Source organism: Bradyrhizobium sp. USDA 4011, assembly GCF_054063415.1.
In genome coordinates this window covers 6179184-6199402 of record NZ_JBSSGG010000001.1, presented here as the reverse complement: position 1 = coordinate 6199402, position 20219 = coordinate 6179184, and the positions used below count along the sequence as shown (strand labels likewise).

Genomic DNA, 20219 nt, shown 5'->3' with positions numbered 1-20219 from the left:
GGACCACCCAGAACTAGAGTTTTGCGCTTCTTTCACGGTGGCGGGCTGGTGCCGCCATCGCGGTTATGCAGCAAAATCGGCGCTCTGTTGCCGATTGGCCCATGCGGACGTTCTTCATTGTAGTATCTGTGCCAAGTCTCCACCTTTTCCTGGGCGTCCGCAAGGCTGAGGAACCAGCGGACGTTGAGGCACTCGGCTCGGAAGCGACCGTTGAAGGCCTCGACGAAGGCATTGTTTGCCAGGCCGCGAGAAGTCCAGCGTGACGCCGCGCTGGTAGGCCCACAAGTCAAGATCGCGCGACACGAACTCGCTGCCCTGATCGACGCGGATCGTCGCCGGGAATCCCATTTCCTTGCAGGCCCTTTCCAGGATCGCCACGACGTCGCTGCCGCGGAAGCTGAAGCGGGGCTGCAGCGCCGGCGAGAAGCGCGAGAAGATATCGACGATCGTGAGCACGCGCAGCTTATGCCCCGTCGCCAACTGATCGTGGACAAAATCCATCGCCCAGGTCTCGTTCGACCGCGTCGCCGGCCGGCGATCGTCGCGCAGCTTGCGCCTTGACGCCGGCGCTTCGGCGTTTTGTTGCGCAATTGCAGGCCCAACTCGCGATAGATGCGCGGGGTCTTGTTCTGGCCGTGGCGCCATCCCTCGCGGCGCAGCAGAACGTGGACACGGCGGTAGCCGTAGCCAACGCGGGCATGACAGATCTCCCTGATCCGATGTTCGAGGGCAGCCTGGCCGGAGCGACGCGACTTGTAATGGTAGGTCGACCGGTCGAACTCGAGGGCTTCGCAAGCCTTGCGGATCGAGACCTGCCACTCACCGCAAACCTCGTCGACCAGCTTGCGTTTCCGGCCAGGCTTCATAGCTTTCGGCGGATCACGTCCTGCAGCATCTCCTTGTCGAGCGACAGATCCGCCACCAGCTTCTTCAGCTTGCCGTTCTCGTCCTCGAGCTGCTTCAACCGTCGCATCTCGGTCAGCAGCAGTCCGTCATACTTCTTCTTCCAATTGAAATAGGTGGCCTGGCTGATCCCGGCCTTACGGCAGATCTCTGCCACCGCAACGCCATCGTTGCCCTGCTTCAGGTTGAACGCCTTCTGAGCGTCCGAAAACTTCGAAGCCTTCATCGTTCTTCGCTCCTCCCAGCCGGGAATCGGTGCGAAAACTCTAGTCAAAAATGGTCCAGTTTGCCGACCTCGGATCAAAGCTCTGTTGCAACATACCGCATTGCATTAATCAAACCCACTCGAATTTTCCTGTCTAACAGGGATCATTTCCAGTCAATAGCATCCGCAATTGTGCTGTAATCCGCTCCCCTGCTGACATCTGCGGAGAATGCTAGTCGGTCAAATGGCGATTCGGACATTCCAAATATTTTGAATGAAGGCTCCATGATTGTTAATTCATAAAGGCGTCGGAGGGCTGCATATCCATTAGGAATCCCAAATGCCTGTTGAGCGGCTTCCGAGACTGGTGCGGCGTCGATGAGCAGGCTTGTCTTTCGAAGCTTCAACCCGCAAACGTGCAGTGCCTCGAAGACAAACTTGCTTCCAAACTCATCGATCACTCTCTCGCTTAAGGAAAGCGGAAAGTACGAGGTGTCGTGTATGATCGGCGTACTATCGACCGATATTATCCTTCTTAGGCAAAGCATTGTTCGACTCGGTGCATCAAACTCGCCAAACGACGGATGACGGATTCCCTCCCTTGTTACTGATGTCAATTGAATGCGCGGTTTAAGTCCAAGTCTCCGCATACCTTCAAAAGATGTGAAGCCGAGCTCAACATTGCAAATGAACCTACGCGTCTCACATACAAACGTTCCAAGCCCCGGGACGGAACGCAGAATTCCGGTAGATTGAAGGTCTCGCAGCGCACGCTTGATCGTTATTGCGCTTACGCCAAACTCCTCTGCCAACGCGGCGGCAGATGGCAAAGCTCCCCCTGCCCTGTATTCATTTTTGACTACTCGCCGCATGATCTCTTGCCTGACCGTTTCGTGCAGCGGGCCGCCAACTGTCCTCTGCATTTAGCAGACTCCCGTAACTTCACCAAATACAGCCCAAAGATATCTTTCTAGTCCATGTGTTTAGAGCTCTGTTGAGCAGCGACCCAGCTTGCGTAATTTGGACCGGACTCGAACTCGAACATTAATGGACTGCTTCCTCTCACGCGCTCCTCGTGGCGGAGCTGAAACGAGAGCACCAAAGACGAATCAACATTGTGCCCGTGAACCACACAAGGGCGACACTACCCGAAAGGAGGCTTTCGCTGGGCCACCCCGGATTACCCCTGGATATTGGCGTAATTTTAGAAAGAGTGGGGGCGGTCCCAGCGGCTTCGATGATTTCATAGAGATACTCAAATCGAATTGCGTCGATGGGCGCAGTATTCTTGGCATCCTACCGTATCTTATATTTGAGGATGTTCTGTGTGCTGATTGTGCCTATGTGGGCAGTGCCTCTGTCCTACTGCAAGCATGAGATAGTGGACGCACGGTCGGTTCGTCTCACTCCAGTGAGCGACAAGTCTGACTGCTGCCGCAACACACCCATTGCGCTGGCATGTCGAGCCAATGCGAAGATTGTGCCAAATTATCACGTCTGATGGTGCCCATTCCAATACAGCTGGCTTTTCAGGCAGCACAACGAAGTTGCCAACTCTATCGTGGGTCACGATTGAGAAGGGGTTCTTCAGTTCGGGATGGGGGTTATCCCAAAACTCAGAGAATACGGACGCTATCGGGTCTACAAATTGTTCTTGTTCGGGGCTTAGCTTTAGATGGGCGCCTGTCGCCCCGTCAAAGCAAGATGAAGCTTTCAGAGCCGCACCGCACGGTTTCTGAACAGGTTTGGTCAACTTCCGGTGTGTCATGGCAGTAAGCTCTCTCCGAATTTTGGATTACTGGGTGGGAGGACTGATGGCCGAATGTCTGGTCGCACGGTTGATCGGTCTGGGACGCATGCCGTCGAGCATTCGCCTGCCCCACGCAGCCTCGCGACCCGACTTCAAGATCCGTGCCAACCGCTGAGAAGAGATAACGCTATTCAAGGAGCTCAGATGAGATGTGGCTGGAATTGTCCAAGCACCACCGTCATGAATAGAACAATGGGGTGTCGGTCATTGAACATTCGTCCGCTATTGCAGGAAGGCGATCGCAGATATTCAACGTACATGGAGAAATGATGGTGAAGATCATCCCTTGTCGGTAGGGATCCTCATGTGAGAAGACGGTGTCAAGCGACGTTCGGATTCAACCTCCGCATACTCCGGTGCAAATCCAGGCGGCGCTGCTGGTGTGGGCCTCGCAGTCGTTCGCGCAGCCTTTAGTAGATGTCCTTGTACTCGAACGAACGCCACAGCCGCTCTATGGGACACATTATCCATCAATAGCCGGGGCAGCCCGTCGAGATGGGCACGTTGGCCGCCATCGGCAAGGCGGTGGCCGCAGCGCCGGCGATTGGCTGCCCTGGCCGGCGTTGAAGATATCCGGCCATCTGAAGCGGGTAACTGCTTCCCGCAGCGCATCGACGTAGAAAGACACATCCGCGCTCGATATTCGCCACGTCAGCGTGGTCCGGTTCCCCCAGTCCATGGTCGCCGCGAGACGCTTCGCCGTGCTTTGCCGACCACCGTAAGATGATGATCCATATGGATGCTGTCCGCTTATGGAACGCGTGCGTCGCCACAGGCATTACACCCTCTGAGTACTGCAGAGATGTAGACACAGTCTCGGTGTGCATGGCCGAAAGGGTTGGGTGCACCGGCCGGCTCCGTCCTGGCGGGTTCCGCGGAAGTTATACAGACAGCGCGTCGCTACCAAACGTGGTACGGCGGCTCTCGATGCAATGCACCAAGCAGGGCACCTTGCCGCGGCCGCGCTTCGGGCTCCGCAATCGACCTTTGCCGTTCGCGCTTTCTGCACACCGACTATAGCGCAACAATCTGGCTGGGAGGCGTGCGACAATCAGGACGGGCGAGCCAATAGCGGCCACGCGATGATTGTCGCGCGTAGGAGTTGCGCTCTGATCGTCGCGGAGGGTCAATCAGCGATTGTTTTGGTGTCGCGTGCGGCGCTGGCCGTTCTGGGCATTTTCGCTCGATCGCAGTGCGCCTGCGATAGCCCTCGACTTCAATTTCGATAACGTAGCGAACTGAACGCGGCGATCGATGGCGGCGAGCGTCATGGCGGTAGCCCGGACGTCACTATTCCATTCGCCGGTGATCTGACTGGAGGTGATTCGCATTGCGCGCCGTTCGGAGCGCGCTGATGAGTTCGAGCAGCACTCTGGTCTCTGCCGAATCCTTGGAGAGAGCCGGACACTCTGCGGCTCAAGCTCGGCGTAAGGTTATCGCGCAAGGCGATCGCGCGGAGCCCTGGAGATCGATCCTTCGACCGCACGAGTGGCCCTCGAGCGCGCATTTTCCGCAGGTTCTCCCGCCGGTGCCGATGCTGCGATCCTAACGAAGAAAGCTCCACGGTCACACCCTGGACTAAGCAGGAATTACCCTACCGACGCTGCTTCGGGCCCGATTGGTCTACGATCCATCGTAAGCTAAAAGAGCGCACGCCCAGAAGGGGGTGCGTGACGCAGCTTCTCTCCAGATCGATGCCTCGACGTCCGAGCGACGTTATCCGGGAACGGTGGACGAAATCACTTTCGACGGCAACTGATATATTAATCGACGCCGTGTCGGCAAGATGATCGCCCTGGTCCGATTTGTTTGCTCCCACTCGACCACCGCATCGGCGCTATGTTGCGCGAGCTGCGGTGCTGCGGGCTCGTGCCCGCCACTACCGCGCACTTAGTCGATTCCTTACAAGTCATGAACAAACGTGCATGGCTTGAACGCGCGCAGCGAGCCGTCGACGTCGGCTCGGCTTAACTTCCAAGCTCGTGCGAAAACGAGCTCGTTCACGGCGAAACACAGTAACAGACGAATTGTTTCTTCTACGTTCCCTTAGCAAATCTATTGGACCAGATCCACCACTTCTTCGTGCAGGCTGCTCACATCATCTTCGGTGATCTTGTCGAACCGTTGCAGCTGCACGCAGCCTACTTCGGGCGAGCGCACAATACGCCCGCTCGAGAACTAGGCCACGTTCCTCTCGACGACGCACCAGCCTGGGACGGCGTCTACGGCGAACTCCTGACCGAGGTCTATGACCTATGGAAGGACCACGATGGAACCTCGGACACCTTCCCCAAATGTGCCTCAGTTTGACTGAGCTGCTTTTCCGCTTTGCGAGAGCCACGCTTATCAACTCGCCGCCCCAGACGCGATCGGTGTCGTGGCACGCGCCGTCGATGAGCTAAATCGTCGGTTCCAGCAGACGCTAAGATAGCCTCCAGTATCACAGCAGTTTGCATGAGACTTACTCACTGATCTTCCCCCAAAAAAATGGACAGGGTTAAGCTGCTTTTAGCTCCATCTCGATCGGGCTGATATATCCGATGGCTGAGTGGCGCCTGGTCCGGTTGTACAACGACGTTTGAGAACGCCCACAGGACCGTTCTTCGCGAGGTTCTTTATCGGCATCATCCCTGGTTTAGTCGCCGAGTTTGCGTTTATGGGGCGGTCGACAAGGCTGACGATGTCGTTTTTCGCTGCACCCTGGACGGATCGCAAGCAGACCGTTGGCTGGAAGTTCCAGCATGGATGTTCGACCGGACGGCCTGCCCTGACGCCGAGCTTCTGACAGTTCGGCCGTTTGTTAGCATCGATGCACTTGCGGCGCTCGCTGCGCTTCTCGATCTGGCGTTGAAGGATCGAACGCCATCAGCTGCCCCGCTTTCTGGCGCATCCAGAGGCTCTCACGACCAGAATCGGGGAGCGACTCATGTCACGCGAGACGGCAATGCCAGGGAGCGGATACCGACACAATCGACAACCGCGGTTGCAGCAGCAGATAAATCTGTTCGGGAGCGGCTTGTCGAACGGCGCCCTCGGCGCGCCGGCATGGTCGGAGCTGCCGGCGGAAGCGCGGACGGCCCTCACAAGCCTGATGACGCAGTTGATCCTCGACCATGCTGCGATGACAGCGACGCCGCCCGCGAAGGGGGTCGATCATGATCTCTGACAAGGTCAGGCCTCATCATCTGGAGCGTAAGGCGATTCTTTACGTGCGCCAATCCTCAGCACATCAGGTGTTGCACAATCGCGAGAGCAGCGCATTGCAACGCCATGCGGGACCGGCTGACGGCACTCGGGTGGTCAGAGATCGGAGTGATCGATGATGATCTCGGTCGTTCAGCCGCCGGCGACGTGCAACGCGCCGGTTTCGAGCGAATGGTAGCGGAGGTTTGCCTCGGTAAGGTTGGTGCGGTTTGCGCCCGCGAGGTCTCGCGCTTCGCCCGCAACAGCCGGGATTGGCAGCAACTCATCGAGATGTGCCGCGTGGTCGATACCGTTCTGGTCGATCAGGAGACTATCTATGCGCCAAGGCACGGCAACGACCGCCTGCTGCTCGGGCTCAAGGGCAGCCTCAACGAGTACGAACTGGATTTGTTGCGCCAACGCTCGCTCTCAGCCCGCTACGAGAAGGCGCGCCGGGGCGAGTTGGTTGTGGCGGCGCCCGTCGGCTTCGTGAAGGCCGGCGACCATTATGAGAAAGATCCGGATCGGCGTGTCCAGGAAGCGATCAAGCTGGTGTTCGACAAGGTCGAGGAACTGGGCAGCGCGCGACAGGCGCTCTGCTGGCTCCACGAGTACAATCTCGATCTACCAGTGAAGCAGTCCAACGGCGACACAGCCTGGCGGCGACCGAGTTACTCCGCCATCCACCGGATCATTGAGAACCCGGTCTACGGCGGCGCCTATGCCTATGGTAAGACGGCTGTGGCGGCGGGATACAGCGCCGGGGGCGTGAGCGTGAAGATCCGCCGCAAGACACGGAACGAATGGCTGGCGCTGAAGCCCAACACCCACGACGGGTATGTGAGCTGGGAGAGGTTCGAGGCGATCCGCACCATGGTCAGCAGCAACGTTCCCACCGGTCGGCATCACGGCGCACCCAAGCATGGTGACGCGCTGCTGGCCGGTCTGATCCGGTGCAAGCGCTGCGGCCGCAAGCTCACACTCCTGTACTCCGGCATGAAGCACCATATCCCACGCTACAGCTGCAGCCGCGCCTGGATGGACAATGGCGGTCCTCACTGCATCGCCTTCGGCGGATTGCGTGTCGATGATGCAATCGAGGAAGCACTGCTTGGCGTCGTCGGTCCGGGCGCTATCGCCGCAGCAACCGCTGCCGCCGAAGGAGCCAGGGAACGGCGGGATCAGGTGCGCGATGCGCTCAGTCGCGATCTGGAAGCGGCGCGCTATGCCGCCGACCGGGCTTTCCGGCAATACGATGCCGCCGACCCCGCGAACCGGTTGGTGGCGAGTGAGCTGGAAGCGCGCTGGAACAGGGCACTCGCTCACGCGGCGGAGGTCGAGGGCAAGATCGCCATGCATGATGCGGCCACGCCCGCCCCCATTGCTGATCCAGCTTCGCTCGGCGTACTGGCCTCGAACCTCAAAACGGTCTGGGATGCGCCGACGACGGATGCTCGTCTCAAGAAGCGCATTGTACGCACCCTCGTCCATGAGGTCGTGGCCGATATAGACGACGCGGCGTCCGAGATCGTTCTCATCGTCCACTGGGTGGGTGGCGCTCACAGCGAGTTGCGCTTGCCCAAGCGCCGGCGCGGACAGCGCAACAGCACTTCCGCCGATATTATCCAAGCCGTGCGTCAACTGGTGCTGATCGCCAGCGACGATCTGATTGCCGGCCTCCTCAACCGAAACAGCCTCAAGACGGGCAACGGCAATCGCTGGACCCGCGAGCGCGTCACATCAATGCGCTCGAGCTACCACCTCCCGGTGTTCAAGCCCGCCGATGACGGGATCGAACCCTGGCTCAACCTTAGCAACGCCGCAAAGCTCCAAAGCTCCTGAAGGTCGCGCCCAAGACGCTCCGGCTCGCCGCTGAAGCCGGCGAGATCGCAGCCATCCATCCGCTATCGGACGGCCCGTGGATCTTTGCTCGCGCCTCGCTGATAACAGCTGCCGCTCAATCTATCGCCGAAGGAGCGCGACAGAACCCAAGATACCCCACAGGACCGCATCCCGATCAGCAAACTCTCTTCTCTTCAACAACATAGACAGATGGGTGTTCTGATGCGCGGTTGTAGAAGCCTTCGATGTAGGCAAAGATATCACATGTGGCCTCCTGCCGTGTTGCATAGTGCCTGTGATGGACGAGTTCAGTTTTGAGCGTGTGGAAAAAGCTCTCCATCGGAGCGTTGTCATAGCAATCGGCCCTGCGGCTCATCGAGGCCCGGAATCCGGCGGACTGCATCACCTTGCGATACTCCGCCGAGGCGTATTGAACGCCACGATCTGAATGGTGGACCAGGCCGGTGCCAGGCCGTTGTGTTGCAATGGCCATCGCTAAGGCCGCCAAGGGCAGCTCGGCGCGCAAATGATCCGCCATCGCCCAGCCGACGATCCTGCGGCTGTAGAGGTCCATGACCGCGGCCAGATAAAGCCAGCCCTGATCGGTCTCGACGTAGGTGATGTCGGCGAGCCAGATTCGGTTCGACGCGGTGGCCATAAAGTTACGCTCGAGCAGGTTCGGGGCGATCGGGAAGTCATGACGGCTGTCGGTGGTGCGCACCCGGCGTGGCCGCGCCATGATGGCCCTGATACCGTGATGCCGCATCAACCGCTCGATGCGACCGCGGCTCGCCCCGCGGCTCTGGGCCTTCAACTCGACATGGATGCGCGGGCTGCCATAACGACCGCGGGCGTCGCGATGGACCCGCCTGATGTCGTCGACGAGGTCACGATTGGCCGCAGATCGTTGACTCTCCGGGCGCGAGCGGCAGGCATAATAGCCGGCCGGCGAGACGCCGAGCACGTCGCACAGGAGCGTTACCGGATAATCGGCGCGACGATCTTCGATGAAGCGGAACCTCATGTCCGCGTTCCAGCAAAGATCGCGATCGACTTCCTAAGAAACAGCCGGATTGGCGTCGCCGGGAATGGCCTGCAACACGAAGCCCAGCGATTTCGCGCGGCGCTGTAGATTGGCGAGGACGCGGTTGCGGTATTGCTGCTCATATTGGTCGGCACCAGGATCCCTGTAGCTCATGCCGTGGCGGAGGGTGTTGTAGAATAAAACTGCGATCTTGCGGGCGGTCGCTGTCACCGCCTTCGACTTGCCCGCACGTGACGACAGTCGGCGATAGAATGCTCCGAGCGCCGTATCGCTCCGCCCCACGGTTGTGGCTGCCAACCGCAACAGTGCGGCTGCCCGACTGGACGATCTCCGTGTGCGCGAGGACAACACCTTACCGCCGGAGATTTTGTTGCCTGGTGCAAGGCAGAGCCAGGAAGTGAAGTGCTTGGCGCTCGGCCATGCCCTCAGATCGGTGCCACACTCACCGACGAGCTTCAATGCCAGTGATGGACCCAACCCATGGATCTCAGTCAGATCGACGCCGACCACACCATACAGCGCGGTCCTGACATCGAAGGTGGGCGTGTTGACCTGTTTGGTCTTGATGCGTGGCTTGGATAGCTTTCCGACCGGTTTTGCGCCTTTATTGCTCAGTGCCGCGATCGCATGCACCCATGGACCACGTTTTTTAACGGGGATCTTTGCCTCCAATAATCGGACGGCCGCTACCCTCCCAGCGGCAGAGGATAGCACGAGGCTGTTTCTACGCCGCATAGGCGCGCCACGGTGCTGGACAGTTTTTAAAATGTCGCGCTCCATGCGCAGCCGCTCGTTCTCTCGCTGCAAACGCGCGATCTCTGCCGCGTGGTCCGCCGACGGCTGCAGCCGGCCCCCTCGCTGCTCCACCCACCGCCGCAGCACGGAATCGCGCAGCCCAAGCTCCTTGGCCACCGATCCGACCGAGCGCCCGCTCGATGCTACGAGATCGACCGCTTGCCGCTTGTAGTCATCCGTAAACGACCGACGTTGACGTCCTTCCATCCGACACCTCCTGGCTCTTCGAGCCTACTACAGGTGTCCATCAATTCGGAGGAGGTTCACACCGAGACATGCAACGTGAAGCCTTACTGGTGGATTGTGCGTCACTCGAATGGGTGAACGTGAGTCGCGAGCTAAAGGAATTGATTGAGCATGCCGATGGGTCATGCAACCCTCCATACCGTAGGGCGCCCGAACGCACCATCAAGATCAATATCGAGCAACAAGGGGCTAGCCGAAGGGCCGCGAACGTGGCGCCGCCAACTTACCAACAACCTTGTCAGCCAACAGGAACGGGCGGTTCCCCGGACAATCCTAAAGGCTTACTGCGTTCACCTGCGAAACCCACGTGGACATCGCCAATCGGGCAAGTGTGTTGGCCACGCTCAACTGTAAATTCGCTGTGCTTTCGACTGTCCCTCCACTTGACGACACACATCACTGGAGCCAGTGCCCACCATCTCGAAGGATGTCACGACTACAAAGAAGGTCGAGGCTCTGCCTCGAAACACCGAGCATGCATTCATCCCCCAGTGCGGTCTGGCCCCGACTTTACTTCGATCGTCGCCAACGATCTGGCATCGCGCTTCGATCGCCTCGATCGTGTACGCATGCGCGTCGGTACGACGCCGCAGTATTCCTTCAACTTACTCAACTATAACTGACCTGACCTGGAGCATCGAGGGTCTGATCAACGAATACATGGAGCCATACGAAGCTATCGTGGAGGGCAGAGCGGTGAATGTGCGAGCCATGGAAGAGCGGGAGAGGCTTTCGTTCGACGGCGTGACCTATGACGCTTTCAGTACCTCCGGCCCCTTGGCACGTTGGCAAGGACACTGGAGGGTAAGGTACGCACCATGGACTACCGCACCATTCGTTATCCCGGCCATCAGATGATCATTAAGGCGCTGCTGTCTGTTCGAAAACACACTACCCGCAACGATGCAGAATGTTGTCGTCATCTTCGTCACAGTCTAGGGCTCGCGGTACGAGCGCTATGTACAGGAAAGCTATGCAAAAGACCTATGCTGGAGTTATTGCGGGGCGCAAACTGAGCGCCATTCAGACCACGACCGCGGCGGTGCAGGAGGCTGTCAACAAAAAAGGGCTTTGTCCAACAGACGGAGATCGTTTTGTCGGACTTCCTCAGCAATCGGTTTGGTCCAGATTTACAATCCGGACGGCGTCGGCTAGGCGAGTCTCGATGAGGCATTCGCGTGCCGTCAGCTCCGTTACGGATGGAGCCACTAAATGTCTCGGCGCTTCCGCTTTGTTTCCGCAGCAGCGGCCAAAGAGCTACTCAGTCTCAGTAGGTGCCCGCTTTTCCTATTTGCCTTGTACGATCGCTTTAAAAGGCTTCTACGGAGAACGCCGTACTCGACCGTGATGACGCACCGTTGGTGGACTAGCGATACCGGCATCTTTGCCGCTGTGCAGAAGGCCGTCCGAAACCGCGGCGTCCTAAGATCAAATGCAACGAGCTCTGTAGATCGAGCAGGTCTCGATCCAGATGCTTCGGGACACCGTCGTCGAGGCGCTCCAACAGATCCGCCAGCTGCGCACGGGATCAAAACGGATGTGCCGCCGTGGGAACTTGTGCTCATACCGAAGAGTCAGCTTAAAAAAAGTGCTTCCGCCGGACAACCAGGATCGCTGCGACATCGCTCCGTAAAAGGAGACGCTGAAGGTGTCACCAAGGTGCGGGATTAGCGCAATGCTCCTGGTTTTTTCGATGGGAAGAGGATCAAAACCAACATGGCCTCCGCGGCTGGGAACGAGTTAGTAACGGCTCCAGGCATCGACGACCTTCGACCAGCCGGAGAAAACGACCACCACCGCAGCATTGTGCCACGATCGGTTCAGGGCGCGAGGGTCATCGATGGCCCCATCAATGGCGAGCGCGTTACACTCTATATCCGGAATGTGCTGGCGCACACCATGGCAAAAGACGAGATCGTCATTCTCGACAACCTCGACAGAAGGGCAATCCGATACTGGAGCGCATTTACTCTTCATCCCGCCCTACAGCCCCGGATCGATCCGATCGAGAAGGCCTTCGCCAAACTCAAACACCTAATCCGAGCGGCGGAGCCTCGCGGGGTCGAGGCGACCCGGCGGAGGTCGCCGAACTCCTCGATCTCTCCTCCAAACAGCACTGCTGCAAACTATCTCACTCAGCTATGTTTGCGTATAAGAACATCATGCTCTTAGACGACATTCGGGGACGGCGGCTCGACGACCGTGACACGAGCGATACTGCGCCGGCCATCGACGCTGACGGGCACCTCCCCCTCGACCATCGTACGATGAACGACACGGGGCTGGTCGCCGTAATCCATAACCGCATAATGCATCGTTGCGCGGTTGTCCCAGACAGCAACATCACCCTGCTTCCAACTCCAGCGCACAGTATTTTCCGGCACAATGATATGAGACTCAAATAGATCGAACAGCCTCTGGCCGTCATTTTTCCGGACGTCGATAAAACGTTGCCAATAGGAGCCGAGCAGTAGCGTGCGCTCGCCGCTCTCGGCGTGAACACGTACGACTGGATGTTCAGTCTCGAACCTCGCCCTAATAGTGGCATCATCATAAAGATTCTTATTGGCTTCGCTAGGGCGAGCAAATATGACCAAGCTGTGAACAGCCCAGAGGTCGTCGGCAAGCCGTCGCAGCGGCAGCGGCAAGTCCAGATATGCAGCTGCGGTGTTCGACCACACTGTGTCGCCGCCGAGTGACGGTATCACAACGCCCCGCAGCACCGAAATCTTGGGATAGGCATCTCGGCACGACCAATCCATGTGCCAAATGTCAGCCCGGAAAGGTGGGCGTGCGGAAGCAATCTCGAGGGTCGAGATCGTTCCCTTGTTAGCATCAAACGTCGGATTTGGCGCAAGCTTCCCAAATCGCGTAGCAAAGCGCTCCTGCTCGACGTCATCAAGATGCCCCTGGTCGCGGAAGAAGATGACCTTGTGCTCAAGCAGCAGGCTGTTTATCGTAGCTATGGTCTGGTCCGGTAGATCACCCGATAGCTTGATGTTCCTGATTTCAGCCCCAATACGCGGCGCGCGTTTGACGACATCAGTACGCGAAATGACATTGCTCTCACTCATTATGGCAATTCTCCAAGATTGCGGTTTCCTTTTCGCCGGACAAAGCTATCTGTTGTGAAACGAAAACCATTGAAAGGGATTGTCGACATCACGTTTGGGCCTTACGCGACTAGTTAGCGCTTAATTCATGTTGCCTCGCGTTCGCTAATGACTAATGTTACATGTCTCCATCGCCATCACACCTACCTCTCCTAGTGGGCCGATCGATACCTGCGCCGTCAGAAACTGGAAGATCGCCTCGATCTATGGACCACGCGCGCGTTACAAGGAGAATGAACAGAGGATCTATCCACCTTCAATTTGAGGCTGTCGCCTCGAATGATCATCGATATTCGCCCACTTCTATTCTCGACAACTGACCGCCCCTAGAATGACCATGGGGCGAGCCAGGCTTCAGGAGTAGGGTAAATGGTATGAGCTCTCACGTCCGCGGTGATCAGCGTGTGCCTGCGTAGGATAAGCATCCAATACCGGCGCAAGGCCTCGACGGCCGCTGGGATCTCGGCGTAGGCGTTACGACTGCCTTGCGGTGATCCGAGCGGCGGACGGCTCTGATCATCGCGACTATGCAGCAGGATGGGCTGCAGCAGGCCGTGATTGACGTTGCCGGCGTCCAGCAACGGCAACCACGCCGACAGGCGAGCTGTATCGCAGCATAGAAGCCCTCACGGGCGCGGATCGATATCGCCATTGACTTCGCGCCGATGTATCGGCTCGAACCGGTCGAGAGGGCATTGCTGATGTCGTTGCGTCGCAGCGCGACGGCCGATATTGCGGCGAACTCCGGCGTGCCATCATAATTGAAAGCGTCGGCTTCGATCGCGAGCAGCGGGCAGATCCAGTCGAGCGGGCTAATCGACACCGGTCCGGCTACGATCGCGGCGGCATACCGTCGAGGGAATGCTGGTGGCGGCAGGATGCCCATCGACGCGAGCCAGGAGCCATCCCTCAAGCTCCGCAAGTGTCATCGCGGCTGACGCCATCAACGATGCTGCTTTAGGGCGACGCGCGCGCTCATGCAGCAGCCTGTGCGGTGCGATGGCGCGCCGCCTTCCAGTTCCCAGGTGAGCAGCTCGCGCAGCTGATGGCTCTTGGTTCGCCCGGACACGATGCGCTCCAGCACATCGGTCAGGTAGGCCTCCGGGTCGAGTTCCTGTGTTCACGAGTGAAGCCAGGATCGCCCAGCCCTCGGCGCCGCCTTCACTTTCGCTGAACAATGAGTTGCGTCTTCCCATGACAATCTGGCGCATGGAGCGCTCGACTGTGTTGCTGTCCACCTCGACACGGCCGTCGCAGAAAAACAGCGTCAACCCGTCCCAGTGATCGAGTGCGTAGTTGATGGCCTTCGCCAGCTTCGATTGGGAGAAGAGCTGGCCGACCATTGCGGTCAGGCGCGTCCTGAGCGCCCTATCAATGGAGCGGAGCTGGTGCGGCGGGTGGCCTACCGCTGCACCGCACTGCTGGCGCGGATCTCCCTTCGACGGCATAGACTGTCTGCAGGCGTTCGCTCACCTCGCGCGCGCGACTGCGTCGTTTTGAACACCTCGACGAATTTGCGTCGGGCGTGGACAAGACAAAAGGCGAGCTGGATTGCACCGCCATGGTCACGCGCCAGCGCATTGAAGGCGGCATAGCCGATGGAGTGGACGCCCCCCGACGGCATCGATTGTGCCAAAGTGTGGGTGTTTCAACCCAGCAAGGAGGGCATCCGTGGACGAGGTTAGCATCATTGGTTTGGATTTGGCGAAGAACGTGTTCCAGCTCCACGGCGCGGGGCAGGATGGGAGGACCGTTCTGCGCAAGAAGCTCAACCGCAGCAGATTGCTCGAGTTCTTCGTCAAGTTACCGAGGTGTGTGGTCGCGATGGAGGCCTGCGCCAGCGCCCATTATTGGGGACGGGAGATCGGTAAAATTGGTCACGATGTCCGGCTGATCCATCCCTCCTACGTGAAGCCCTTCGTTAAGCGTCAAAAGAACGATGCAGCGGATGCGGAGGCGATCGCCGAAGCCGCGTCTCGACCAACGATGCGCTTTGTCGGCGTCAAGAGCGCCGAGAAGCAAGCCTCTTCTATGGCGTTCAAGGTTCGCGATCTCTTGGTTCGACAGCGCACACAGGCGATTAATGCTTTGCGCGGACATCTTGCGGAATACGGTTTGATCGTGGCCCAGGGCGTCAGACATATCCCCCGATTGCATGAGCTCCTGGCAACATATTCGGACCTGCCCGACCTTGCCCGCGGCCTTTGCCAGAATCTCTTGAAGCACGTGGAATCTCTGTCGGAGCAGATAGCCGAGCTGGAGAAGGGACTGCGGGTACGGGCTAGACAGGACGAGGTGGCCGCTCGCTTAATGACCATTCCGGGGATCGGCGCAATCTGCGCCACAGCGATAGAGGCCTTGTCGCCGTCGGCGGAGACCTTTTCCAAGGGGCGGGATTTTGCGGCCTGGACTGGTCTCACGCCCAAACAAGAGTTCCTCTGGAGGCAAGGATAGGCTGGGCAAAATCTCCAGGATGGGCCGGCGAGATCTCCGGCGCCTCCTTGTGCTTGGTGCGACCGCCGTCGTGCGATGGGCAAGACGCTACGGATCGCCAGCACGATCCTGGCTGGCGAGAATGCTCTTGAAGAAGCCGCCAAAGCTGATTGCGGTCGCTCTGGCGAACAAAATGGCGCGCATCGCCTGGGCCTTGATGGTTCGCGGTGGCGCCTACCAAGCTCCAGCGTCTGGCGCGGCGTAACGCAAAGCCAGACGCCGGGAGACGTCGGGAATGTGGTAAAGTCGAACGGAGGTTATGGGCAATCGGTCAGGGACCGGGATTGGAAGAATCAAAAGGTGGATGAGTGCCAGCGAGCACGCGTAGCCGAATTGGATCCAATCCACGTATTCCATAAGGGCCCGCGACGTGTCGAGGTCGCATCACGAGGCCGGACACACGTCAGCACCCGACCACATGCCTGTTCCAAAGTTATATTTTGCTTGCATTTACTGGGCGTCCACACACATCCACTTGCAGAACGCCGGAAAAGCCCATCAATTGTCCGGCGATCTCCTCCGTGCCGCGGCCGTAGGCAACCGCCTGCGCCGAGGGCCCGCCCCATGGCCGGTCATCCATGGCATGCGCGCAGAAATGGCAGATTGCGGGTGCGATGTCGCCCGGGTTGGCTGAATGCCGCCACGTTCTGTCGGTTGTCCGCTCCGCTACACAAGCTCATTTGCCATTCACTCACTTTCGCTCGCAGCTCAAATCGCTGAAGGCAAACAAACGCAGTTCTCTCTTCGGCTTCGATCAACCAGTGGCACGAGTTTTGAACTCACTTGCAAGCCGCGAGGGCCGCACACCAGGGGTTGCACGTGAGATGCGACGCACCCCAGCAAATCATCAACATGATGGAGAGAAAAGATGCAAGTTGATAAGAGGCCGTCTTTTGGAAGCTTTTCCGACGCAGCAGAGTACTATCCGGCGTTCCCGGCCTATTCACGGCGACTGCTTCAGATGCTTGCTGACCAGGTAAAACAAGTAACCGAGAGCCCGATATTCGGCGATATCGGCGCGGGCACGGGCGCGATCGCTTATGCTCTAGCTGATATGGGGCTTTCGGGTTATGCAGTCGAACCTGAGAGCCAGATGGTCGCAGTGGGGCAGAGGCTTAGTCCAAACTATCCAGCCGTATCATGGATTAATACGCCCGGAGAGCGCACGGGCCTAGCTGACGGTTCGCTAGATTGGGTTTGCTATGGCACATCATTCCATTTGACGAACGCGAGGGAGGCGCTTCGCGAAAGCATGCGGCTCTTAAAGCCTCGCGGGTTCTTCACAATCGCAACCTTCTTTGCAGATCTTGAAACTGACCCCTTCCAACTAGAAATCGAAAACCGGATACGCGACATGGCACCGGCTTTACGCCGGGCGCTTACTCAACTCCTCGGTCAGATGGGAACATACGCGGCGCTTCTCAACCAATATCCCGGTCTGGGTAACTGCATTTCACTCGCTACCAGCGAAGCGATACCCATGAGCGAGGAGCGGTTTGTCAAGTTTTGGTCTGGGAGGCACGATATTCCGAGCCAGGTCGCTCCAGAGGATTGGAATTCGATATTACAAATGATCAGGGATACGTTCCGAAGACGGCAGCCGGCGAGCCTACGATTTCGCACTTCCGCATGGCATGCTCAACGAGGTGAGGTAATTGCCATTACCTCTAGATGATCATCCACCCCAGCCCCAAGTGCTCGGCTATTCTCATGGATCGGACAGCGAATAATGCGAAACTCCTAATATCTTGTGCTTCGGTCACCGCATTTTGGGACCTTGCGGTAGCTGCCGATGCAGACCAGAAGGAGCTAGGGTGCAATCGCCCCTCCAGTCCCCTAGTCTTACTGAGTCAGAGTGTCGCGGCCCTTGTCGACAGGAATCATATATTTGAGAAGACTCACTTTTCGGCATGCGGGGGCTGAGATGAGTCTGACAAAATCGGGAGACGTAGCGTCGCGGTTTTCGGCATATATTGAGGGCCTTGCGAGTGTGATCGGCCATGCGGGACGCGCCAAACCGCTGCGCGACTACTGTACCGGGCTGATGATGCCTTGCGATCGCAAGAGCGTCGAGCCGATGGCGGCGATCACGGCACCTGAGCGGACAGCAGCGCAACATCAGTCGTTGTTGCATTTTGTCGGTCAAGGTGACTGGTCGGACCAGCAAGTGTTGGCCAAGGTCCGTGAGTTGGTGCTGCCGGGCATCGAACGCTGCGGGCCGATCGAAGCGTGGATCATTGATGATACGGGCTTTCCCAAGAAGGGGCGGCATTCGATCGGCGTTGCGCCGCAATATTGCGGCCAGTTGGGCAAGCAAGACAATTGTCAGGTGGCCGTATCTCTTTCGCTTGCGAACCATCATGCGAGCTTGCCGGTGGCCTATCGGCTCTATCTCCCAAAGGAGAGTGGGTGACGGACCGTACACGTCGGCGCAAAGCCGGAGTCCCCAAGGAAATCACCTTCAAGACCAAGCCGGCAATTGCACTTGATCATTTGCGCTGGGCCTGTGCGGTGGGCTTGCCACGCGGCGTGGTCCTGATGGACGCCGGCTACGGCACCGACACCGCTCTGCGTGGGAGTATTACCGAACTGGGCCTGAGCTACGTGGCCGGCATCTTGCCACAACCTCGGTATGGGCGCCCGGAACCGGACCGAGGCCGCCGAAGGCATGGTCGGGGAACGGACGACCTCCGAAACTGCTACGGCATGACAGCAAACACCGACCGATTTCGGTCAAGAAGCTTGCGATCGGTCTGCCAGCGCATGCTTGGCACAAGATCACGTGGCGTGAGGGTACGGCAGAACCGTTGTCTTCGCGGTTTGCCCGTGTGCGCGTCCGTCCGGCACATCGAGATTACTGGCTCGCCGAAAGCCGGCCCGAGGAATGGCTGCTGATCGAGTGGCCAGAGGGCGAGGCAGCACCAACCAAATATTGGTTTTCAACGCTTGCGGCCAACATTGGATGTAAGCGCTTAGCCGCGACCCCATTGATGCTGCCTTGACGTTTTGCGGAATCGCCATGGCATGAGGTCTTCGATTCTGCTCTGGGAATGGCCGGCGATGATCGCCTCGAGTGTTTGGGCGATGTAGGCGACGGGGTTCACGTCGTTGAGCTTGCAGGTGGCAACGATCGACGCAAGCAAGGCCCAATTTTCGGCCCCGACCTCATGACCAGCGAAGAGCGCATTTTTTCTGGTCAAGCAGATCGGCCGGATCGCGTTTTCGACCGGATTGGTGTCGAGCTCGAGACGCCCGTCATCGAGGACGCGCGTCAGTCCGGGCCAATGATTGAGCGCGTAGCGGATGTCCTGGGCGAGCGTCGAGCCGCTCGAGATCATCGACAGCTGTTTCTCGAACCACGGCTTCAACGCGGCGACGATGGGCAGCGAATGCTCCTTGCGCGCGGCCAACCGGATGTCCGGCGATAGGCCGCGGACCGTGGCCTCGATGGCGTAAAGCTGTGCGATCTGCCGGACTGCAGCCTCGGCGATCGGCGACTTGCTGTTGCGCGCCAATTTGACCAGGCGCCGGCGCAGATGGCTCCAGCAATGCACGAGCGTCCACGGCCCTTGTGGTCGAGCCAGCTCCCAGAGCCGGTCATAGCCGTCGTATCCGTCGCATTGCAGGAAGCGCCCGTTAAAGCCCGCCAGGAACTGTTCGGCAAAAGCGCCGCTGCGTCCGGATGCATAGCGGAACAGCACGATCGGCGGACTTGGGCCGCTATGGCCGCGATCGTCGGAAGCGATCGCCCAGAAGTAGCCTTTCTTCGTCTCGCCGCGCCCGGGATCGAGCACCGGCGCCGTGGTCTCGTCCATGAACAGACGATCCGCCGTGGCCAGATGGCGGCGCATATGATCGCCGACGGGCTGGAGATGGAAGCAGGCGCGGCCTGACCAGTTGCCCAGCGTCGCCCGATCGAGCCGGATCCCTTGTCGCGCATAGATCCCGGCCTGACGGTAAAACGGCGTATGGTCGCCGAACTTGGAGACGATCACGTGCGCAATGGCCGCCTCGGTCGGCAGCCCGCCGGGCACGACATGCTCCGGCGCGTGTGCCTGCACGACAGCGCCCGAGCAGCGACGGCAGACGTATTTCGGACGGCGCGTGACCAACACCCGCCATTGCGCCGGGATCACGTCGAGGCGTTTGCTGACGTCCTCGCCGATCTTCGTCATGGCGCCGCAGCCGCACGGACAGAGCGTGCTCGCAGGCTCAATGATCCGCTCCACCTGCGGCAAATGAGCAGGCAGGCAACCCCGATTGCGATGACGGTCTTGATCCGATCCGGCGGGCGATCGCCCCCTGATGATCGCCGCCGCCTTCTCCTGCGCCGCGTCCAGGACGCCTTGCGCGATCTCCACGTCTTCGAGCGGCAAATGATATTGATCTGGCCGCAGCTTCTCGGACTTCGCTCCGAACTTCTCCCGGCGTAGTTCGCCGAGAATGACCTCCAACCGACGCCGCGCCTCTTCCGACGTCGCCAGCGCCGCCTGATGCTCGCTCAACGCCGCCTGCGTTTCCGCCAAAAGCGCCTTCAGGCGTTCGTTCTCGTCGCGCAGCGTCGCGGTGCTCATGCGCTATGTC

General features: G+C 59.0%; 11 protein-coding genes and 7 pseudogenes. 8 read left to right on the top strand and 10 right to left on the bottom strand.

Features of this window, described 5'->3' with window-relative positions:
• Positions 1–32: 32 nt before the first annotated feature.
• A pseudogene (locus ACVW1C_RS29280) lies at positions 33–1129 on the bottom strand (IS3 family transposase).
• Positions 1130–1272: 143 nt separating this feature from the next.
• A complete protein-coding gene (locus ACVW1C_RS29275) occupies positions 1273–2031 on the bottom strand; it encodes a GntR family transcriptional regulator (RefSeq protein WP_456761286.1) in 759 nt (252 codons plus the stop codon).
• 1481 nt (positions 2032–3512) lie between these two features.
• Between ACVW1C_RS29275 and ACVW1C_RS29270 the strand changes: the two genes are divergently transcribed.
• From ACVW1C_RS29270 to ACVW1C_RS29255, 4 genes are all read left to right on the top strand, one after another.
• A complete protein-coding gene (locus tag ACVW1C_RS29270) occupies positions 3513–3938 on the top strand; it encodes a beta-eliminating lyase-related protein (protein WP_456763207.1) in 426 nt (141 codons plus the stop codon).
• 1038 nt (positions 3939–4976) lie between these two features.
• Entirely contained in the window at positions 4977–5228 is a 252-nt protein-coding gene (locus ACVW1C_RS29265; protein ID WP_456761285.1) for a hypothetical protein, read from the top strand.
• Between the two features lie 616 nt (positions 5229–5844).
• Positions 5845–6084 (top strand): hypothetical protein, encoded by a 240-nt coding sequence (locus ACVW1C_RS29260; RefSeq protein WP_456761284.1) that lies wholly within the window; start codon positions 5845–5847, stop codon positions 6082–6084.
• Between the two features lie 104 nt (positions 6085–6188).
• Positions 6189–7943 carry a recombinase family protein gene (locus ACVW1C_RS29255; RefSeq protein WP_456761283.1) on the top strand — a complete coding sequence of 585 codons (1755 nt, stop codon included), beginning with the start codon at positions 6189–6191 and terminating at the stop codon, positions 7941–7943.
• Positions 7944–8118: 175 nt separating this feature from the next.
• Here the strand turns inward: ACVW1C_RS29255 and ACVW1C_RS29250 are convergent, their stop codons facing one another.
• From ACVW1C_RS29250 to ACVW1C_RS29240, 3 genes and pseudogenes are all read right to left on the bottom strand, one after another.
• A complete protein-coding gene (locus tag ACVW1C_RS29250) occupies positions 8119–8967 on the bottom strand; it encodes an IS3 family transposase (protein WP_456761282.1) in 849 nt (282 codons plus the stop codon).
• Between the two features lie 33 nt (positions 8968–9000).
• Positions 9001–9549 (bottom strand): annotated as a pseudogene (locus tag ACVW1C_RS29245) (transposase); the annotation flags it as partial.
• A 228-nt stretch (positions 9550–9777) separates the two neighbouring features.
• Positions 9778–9990, bottom strand: a pseudogene (locus tag ACVW1C_RS29240) (transposase); the annotation flags it as partial.
• A gap of 346 nt (positions 9991–10336) precedes the next feature.
• Here ACVW1C_RS29240 and ACVW1C_RS29235 point away from each other — a divergent pair.
• A pseudogene (locus ACVW1C_RS29235) lies at positions 10337–11198 on the top strand (saccharopine dehydrogenase family protein); the annotation flags it as partial.
• 999 nt (positions 11199–12197) lie between these two features.
• Here ACVW1C_RS29235 and ACVW1C_RS29230 read toward each other — a convergent pair.
• The 4 genes and pseudogenes from ACVW1C_RS29230 to ACVW1C_RS29215 form a co-directional block, all read right to left on the bottom strand.
• On the bottom strand, positions 12198–13103 hold the full coding sequence (locus tag ACVW1C_RS29230) for a TauD/TfdA dioxygenase family protein (protein WP_456761281.1): 906 nt from the start codon (positions 13101–13103) through the stop codon (positions 12198–12200).
• A 982-nt stretch (positions 13104–14085) separates the two neighbouring features.
• The gene (locus ACVW1C_RS29225; RefSeq protein ID WP_456763308.1) at positions 14086–14211 is read right to left on the bottom strand and encodes a hypothetical protein; all 126 of its coding nucleotides are present in this window, start codon (positions 14209–14211) and stop codon (positions 14086–14088) included.
• Positions 14212–14350: 139 nt separating this feature from the next.
• Positions 14351–14485 (bottom strand): annotated as a pseudogene (locus tag ACVW1C_RS29220) (IS66 family transposase); the annotation flags it as partial.
• Between the two features lie 59 nt (positions 14486–14544).
• Positions 14545–14766: an IS66 family transposase gene (locus ACVW1C_RS29215; protein WP_456761280.1), complete on the bottom strand. Its 222-nt coding sequence runs from the start codon at positions 14764–14766 to the stop codon at positions 14545–14547.
• Between the two features lie 47 nt (positions 14767–14813).
• Between ACVW1C_RS29215 and ACVW1C_RS29210 the strand changes: the two are divergent.
• The 3 genes and pseudogenes from ACVW1C_RS29210 to ACVW1C_RS29200 form a co-directional block, all read left to right on the top strand.
• Positions 14814–15840: pseudogene (locus tag ACVW1C_RS29210) on the top strand (IS110 family RNA-guided transposase).
• A gap of 663 nt (positions 15841–16503) precedes the next feature.
• Positions 16504–17310, top strand: a complete 807-nt coding sequence (locus tag ACVW1C_RS29205; protein ID WP_456761279.1) for a class I SAM-dependent methyltransferase — start codon at positions 16504–16506, stop codon at positions 17308–17310.
• 249 nt (positions 17311–17559) lie between these two features.
• Positions 17560–18595 (top strand): annotated as a pseudogene (locus ACVW1C_RS29200) (IS701 family transposase); the annotation flags it as partial.
• A gap of 12 nt (positions 18596–18607) precedes the next feature.
• On the opposite strand, the gene tnpC reads toward ACVW1C_RS29200, so the two are convergent.
• Positions 18608–20209, bottom strand: a complete 1602-nt coding sequence (tnpC, locus tag ACVW1C_RS29195) for an IS66 family transposase (RefSeq protein ID WP_456761278.1) — start codon at positions 20207–20209, stop codon at positions 18608–18610.
• Between the last annotated feature and the right edge of the window lie 10 nt (positions 20210–20219).

What these genes read in the sequence shown, in the direction of transcription:
- tnpC (WP_456761278.1), bottom strand. Translation starts at nt 20,209, where the DNA reads ATGAGCACCGCGACGCTGCGCGACGAGAACGAACGCCTGAAGGCGCTT.
- ACVW1C_RS29255 (WP_456761283.1), top strand. Translation starts at nt 6,189, where the DNA reads ATGCGGGACCGGCTGACGGCACTCGGGTGGTCAGAGATCGGAGTGATC.
- ACVW1C_RS29275 (WP_456761286.1), bottom strand. Translation starts at nt 2,031, where the DNA reads ATGCAGAGGACAGTTGGCGGCCCGCTGCACGAAACGGTCAGGCAAGAG.
- ACVW1C_RS29205 (WP_456761279.1), top strand. Translation starts at nt 16,504, where the DNA reads ATGCAAGTTGATAAGAGGCCGTCTTTTGGAAGCTTTTCCGACGCAGCA.
- ACVW1C_RS29215 (WP_456761280.1), bottom strand. Translation starts at nt 14,766, where the DNA reads ATGCCGTCGGGGGGCGTCCACTCCATCGGCTATGCCGCCTTCAATGCG.
- ACVW1C_RS29260 (WP_456761284.1), top strand. Translation starts at nt 5,845, where the DNA reads ATGTCACGCGAGACGGCAATGCCAGGGAGCGGATACCGACACAATCGA.
- ACVW1C_RS29250 (WP_456761282.1), bottom strand. Translation starts at nt 8,967, where the DNA reads ATGAGGTTCCGCTTCATCGAAGATCGTCGCGCCGATTATCCGGTAACG.
- ACVW1C_RS29230 (WP_456761281.1), bottom strand. Translation starts at nt 13,103, where the DNA reads ATGAGTGAGAGCAATGTCATTTCGCGTACTGATGTCGTCAAACGCGCG.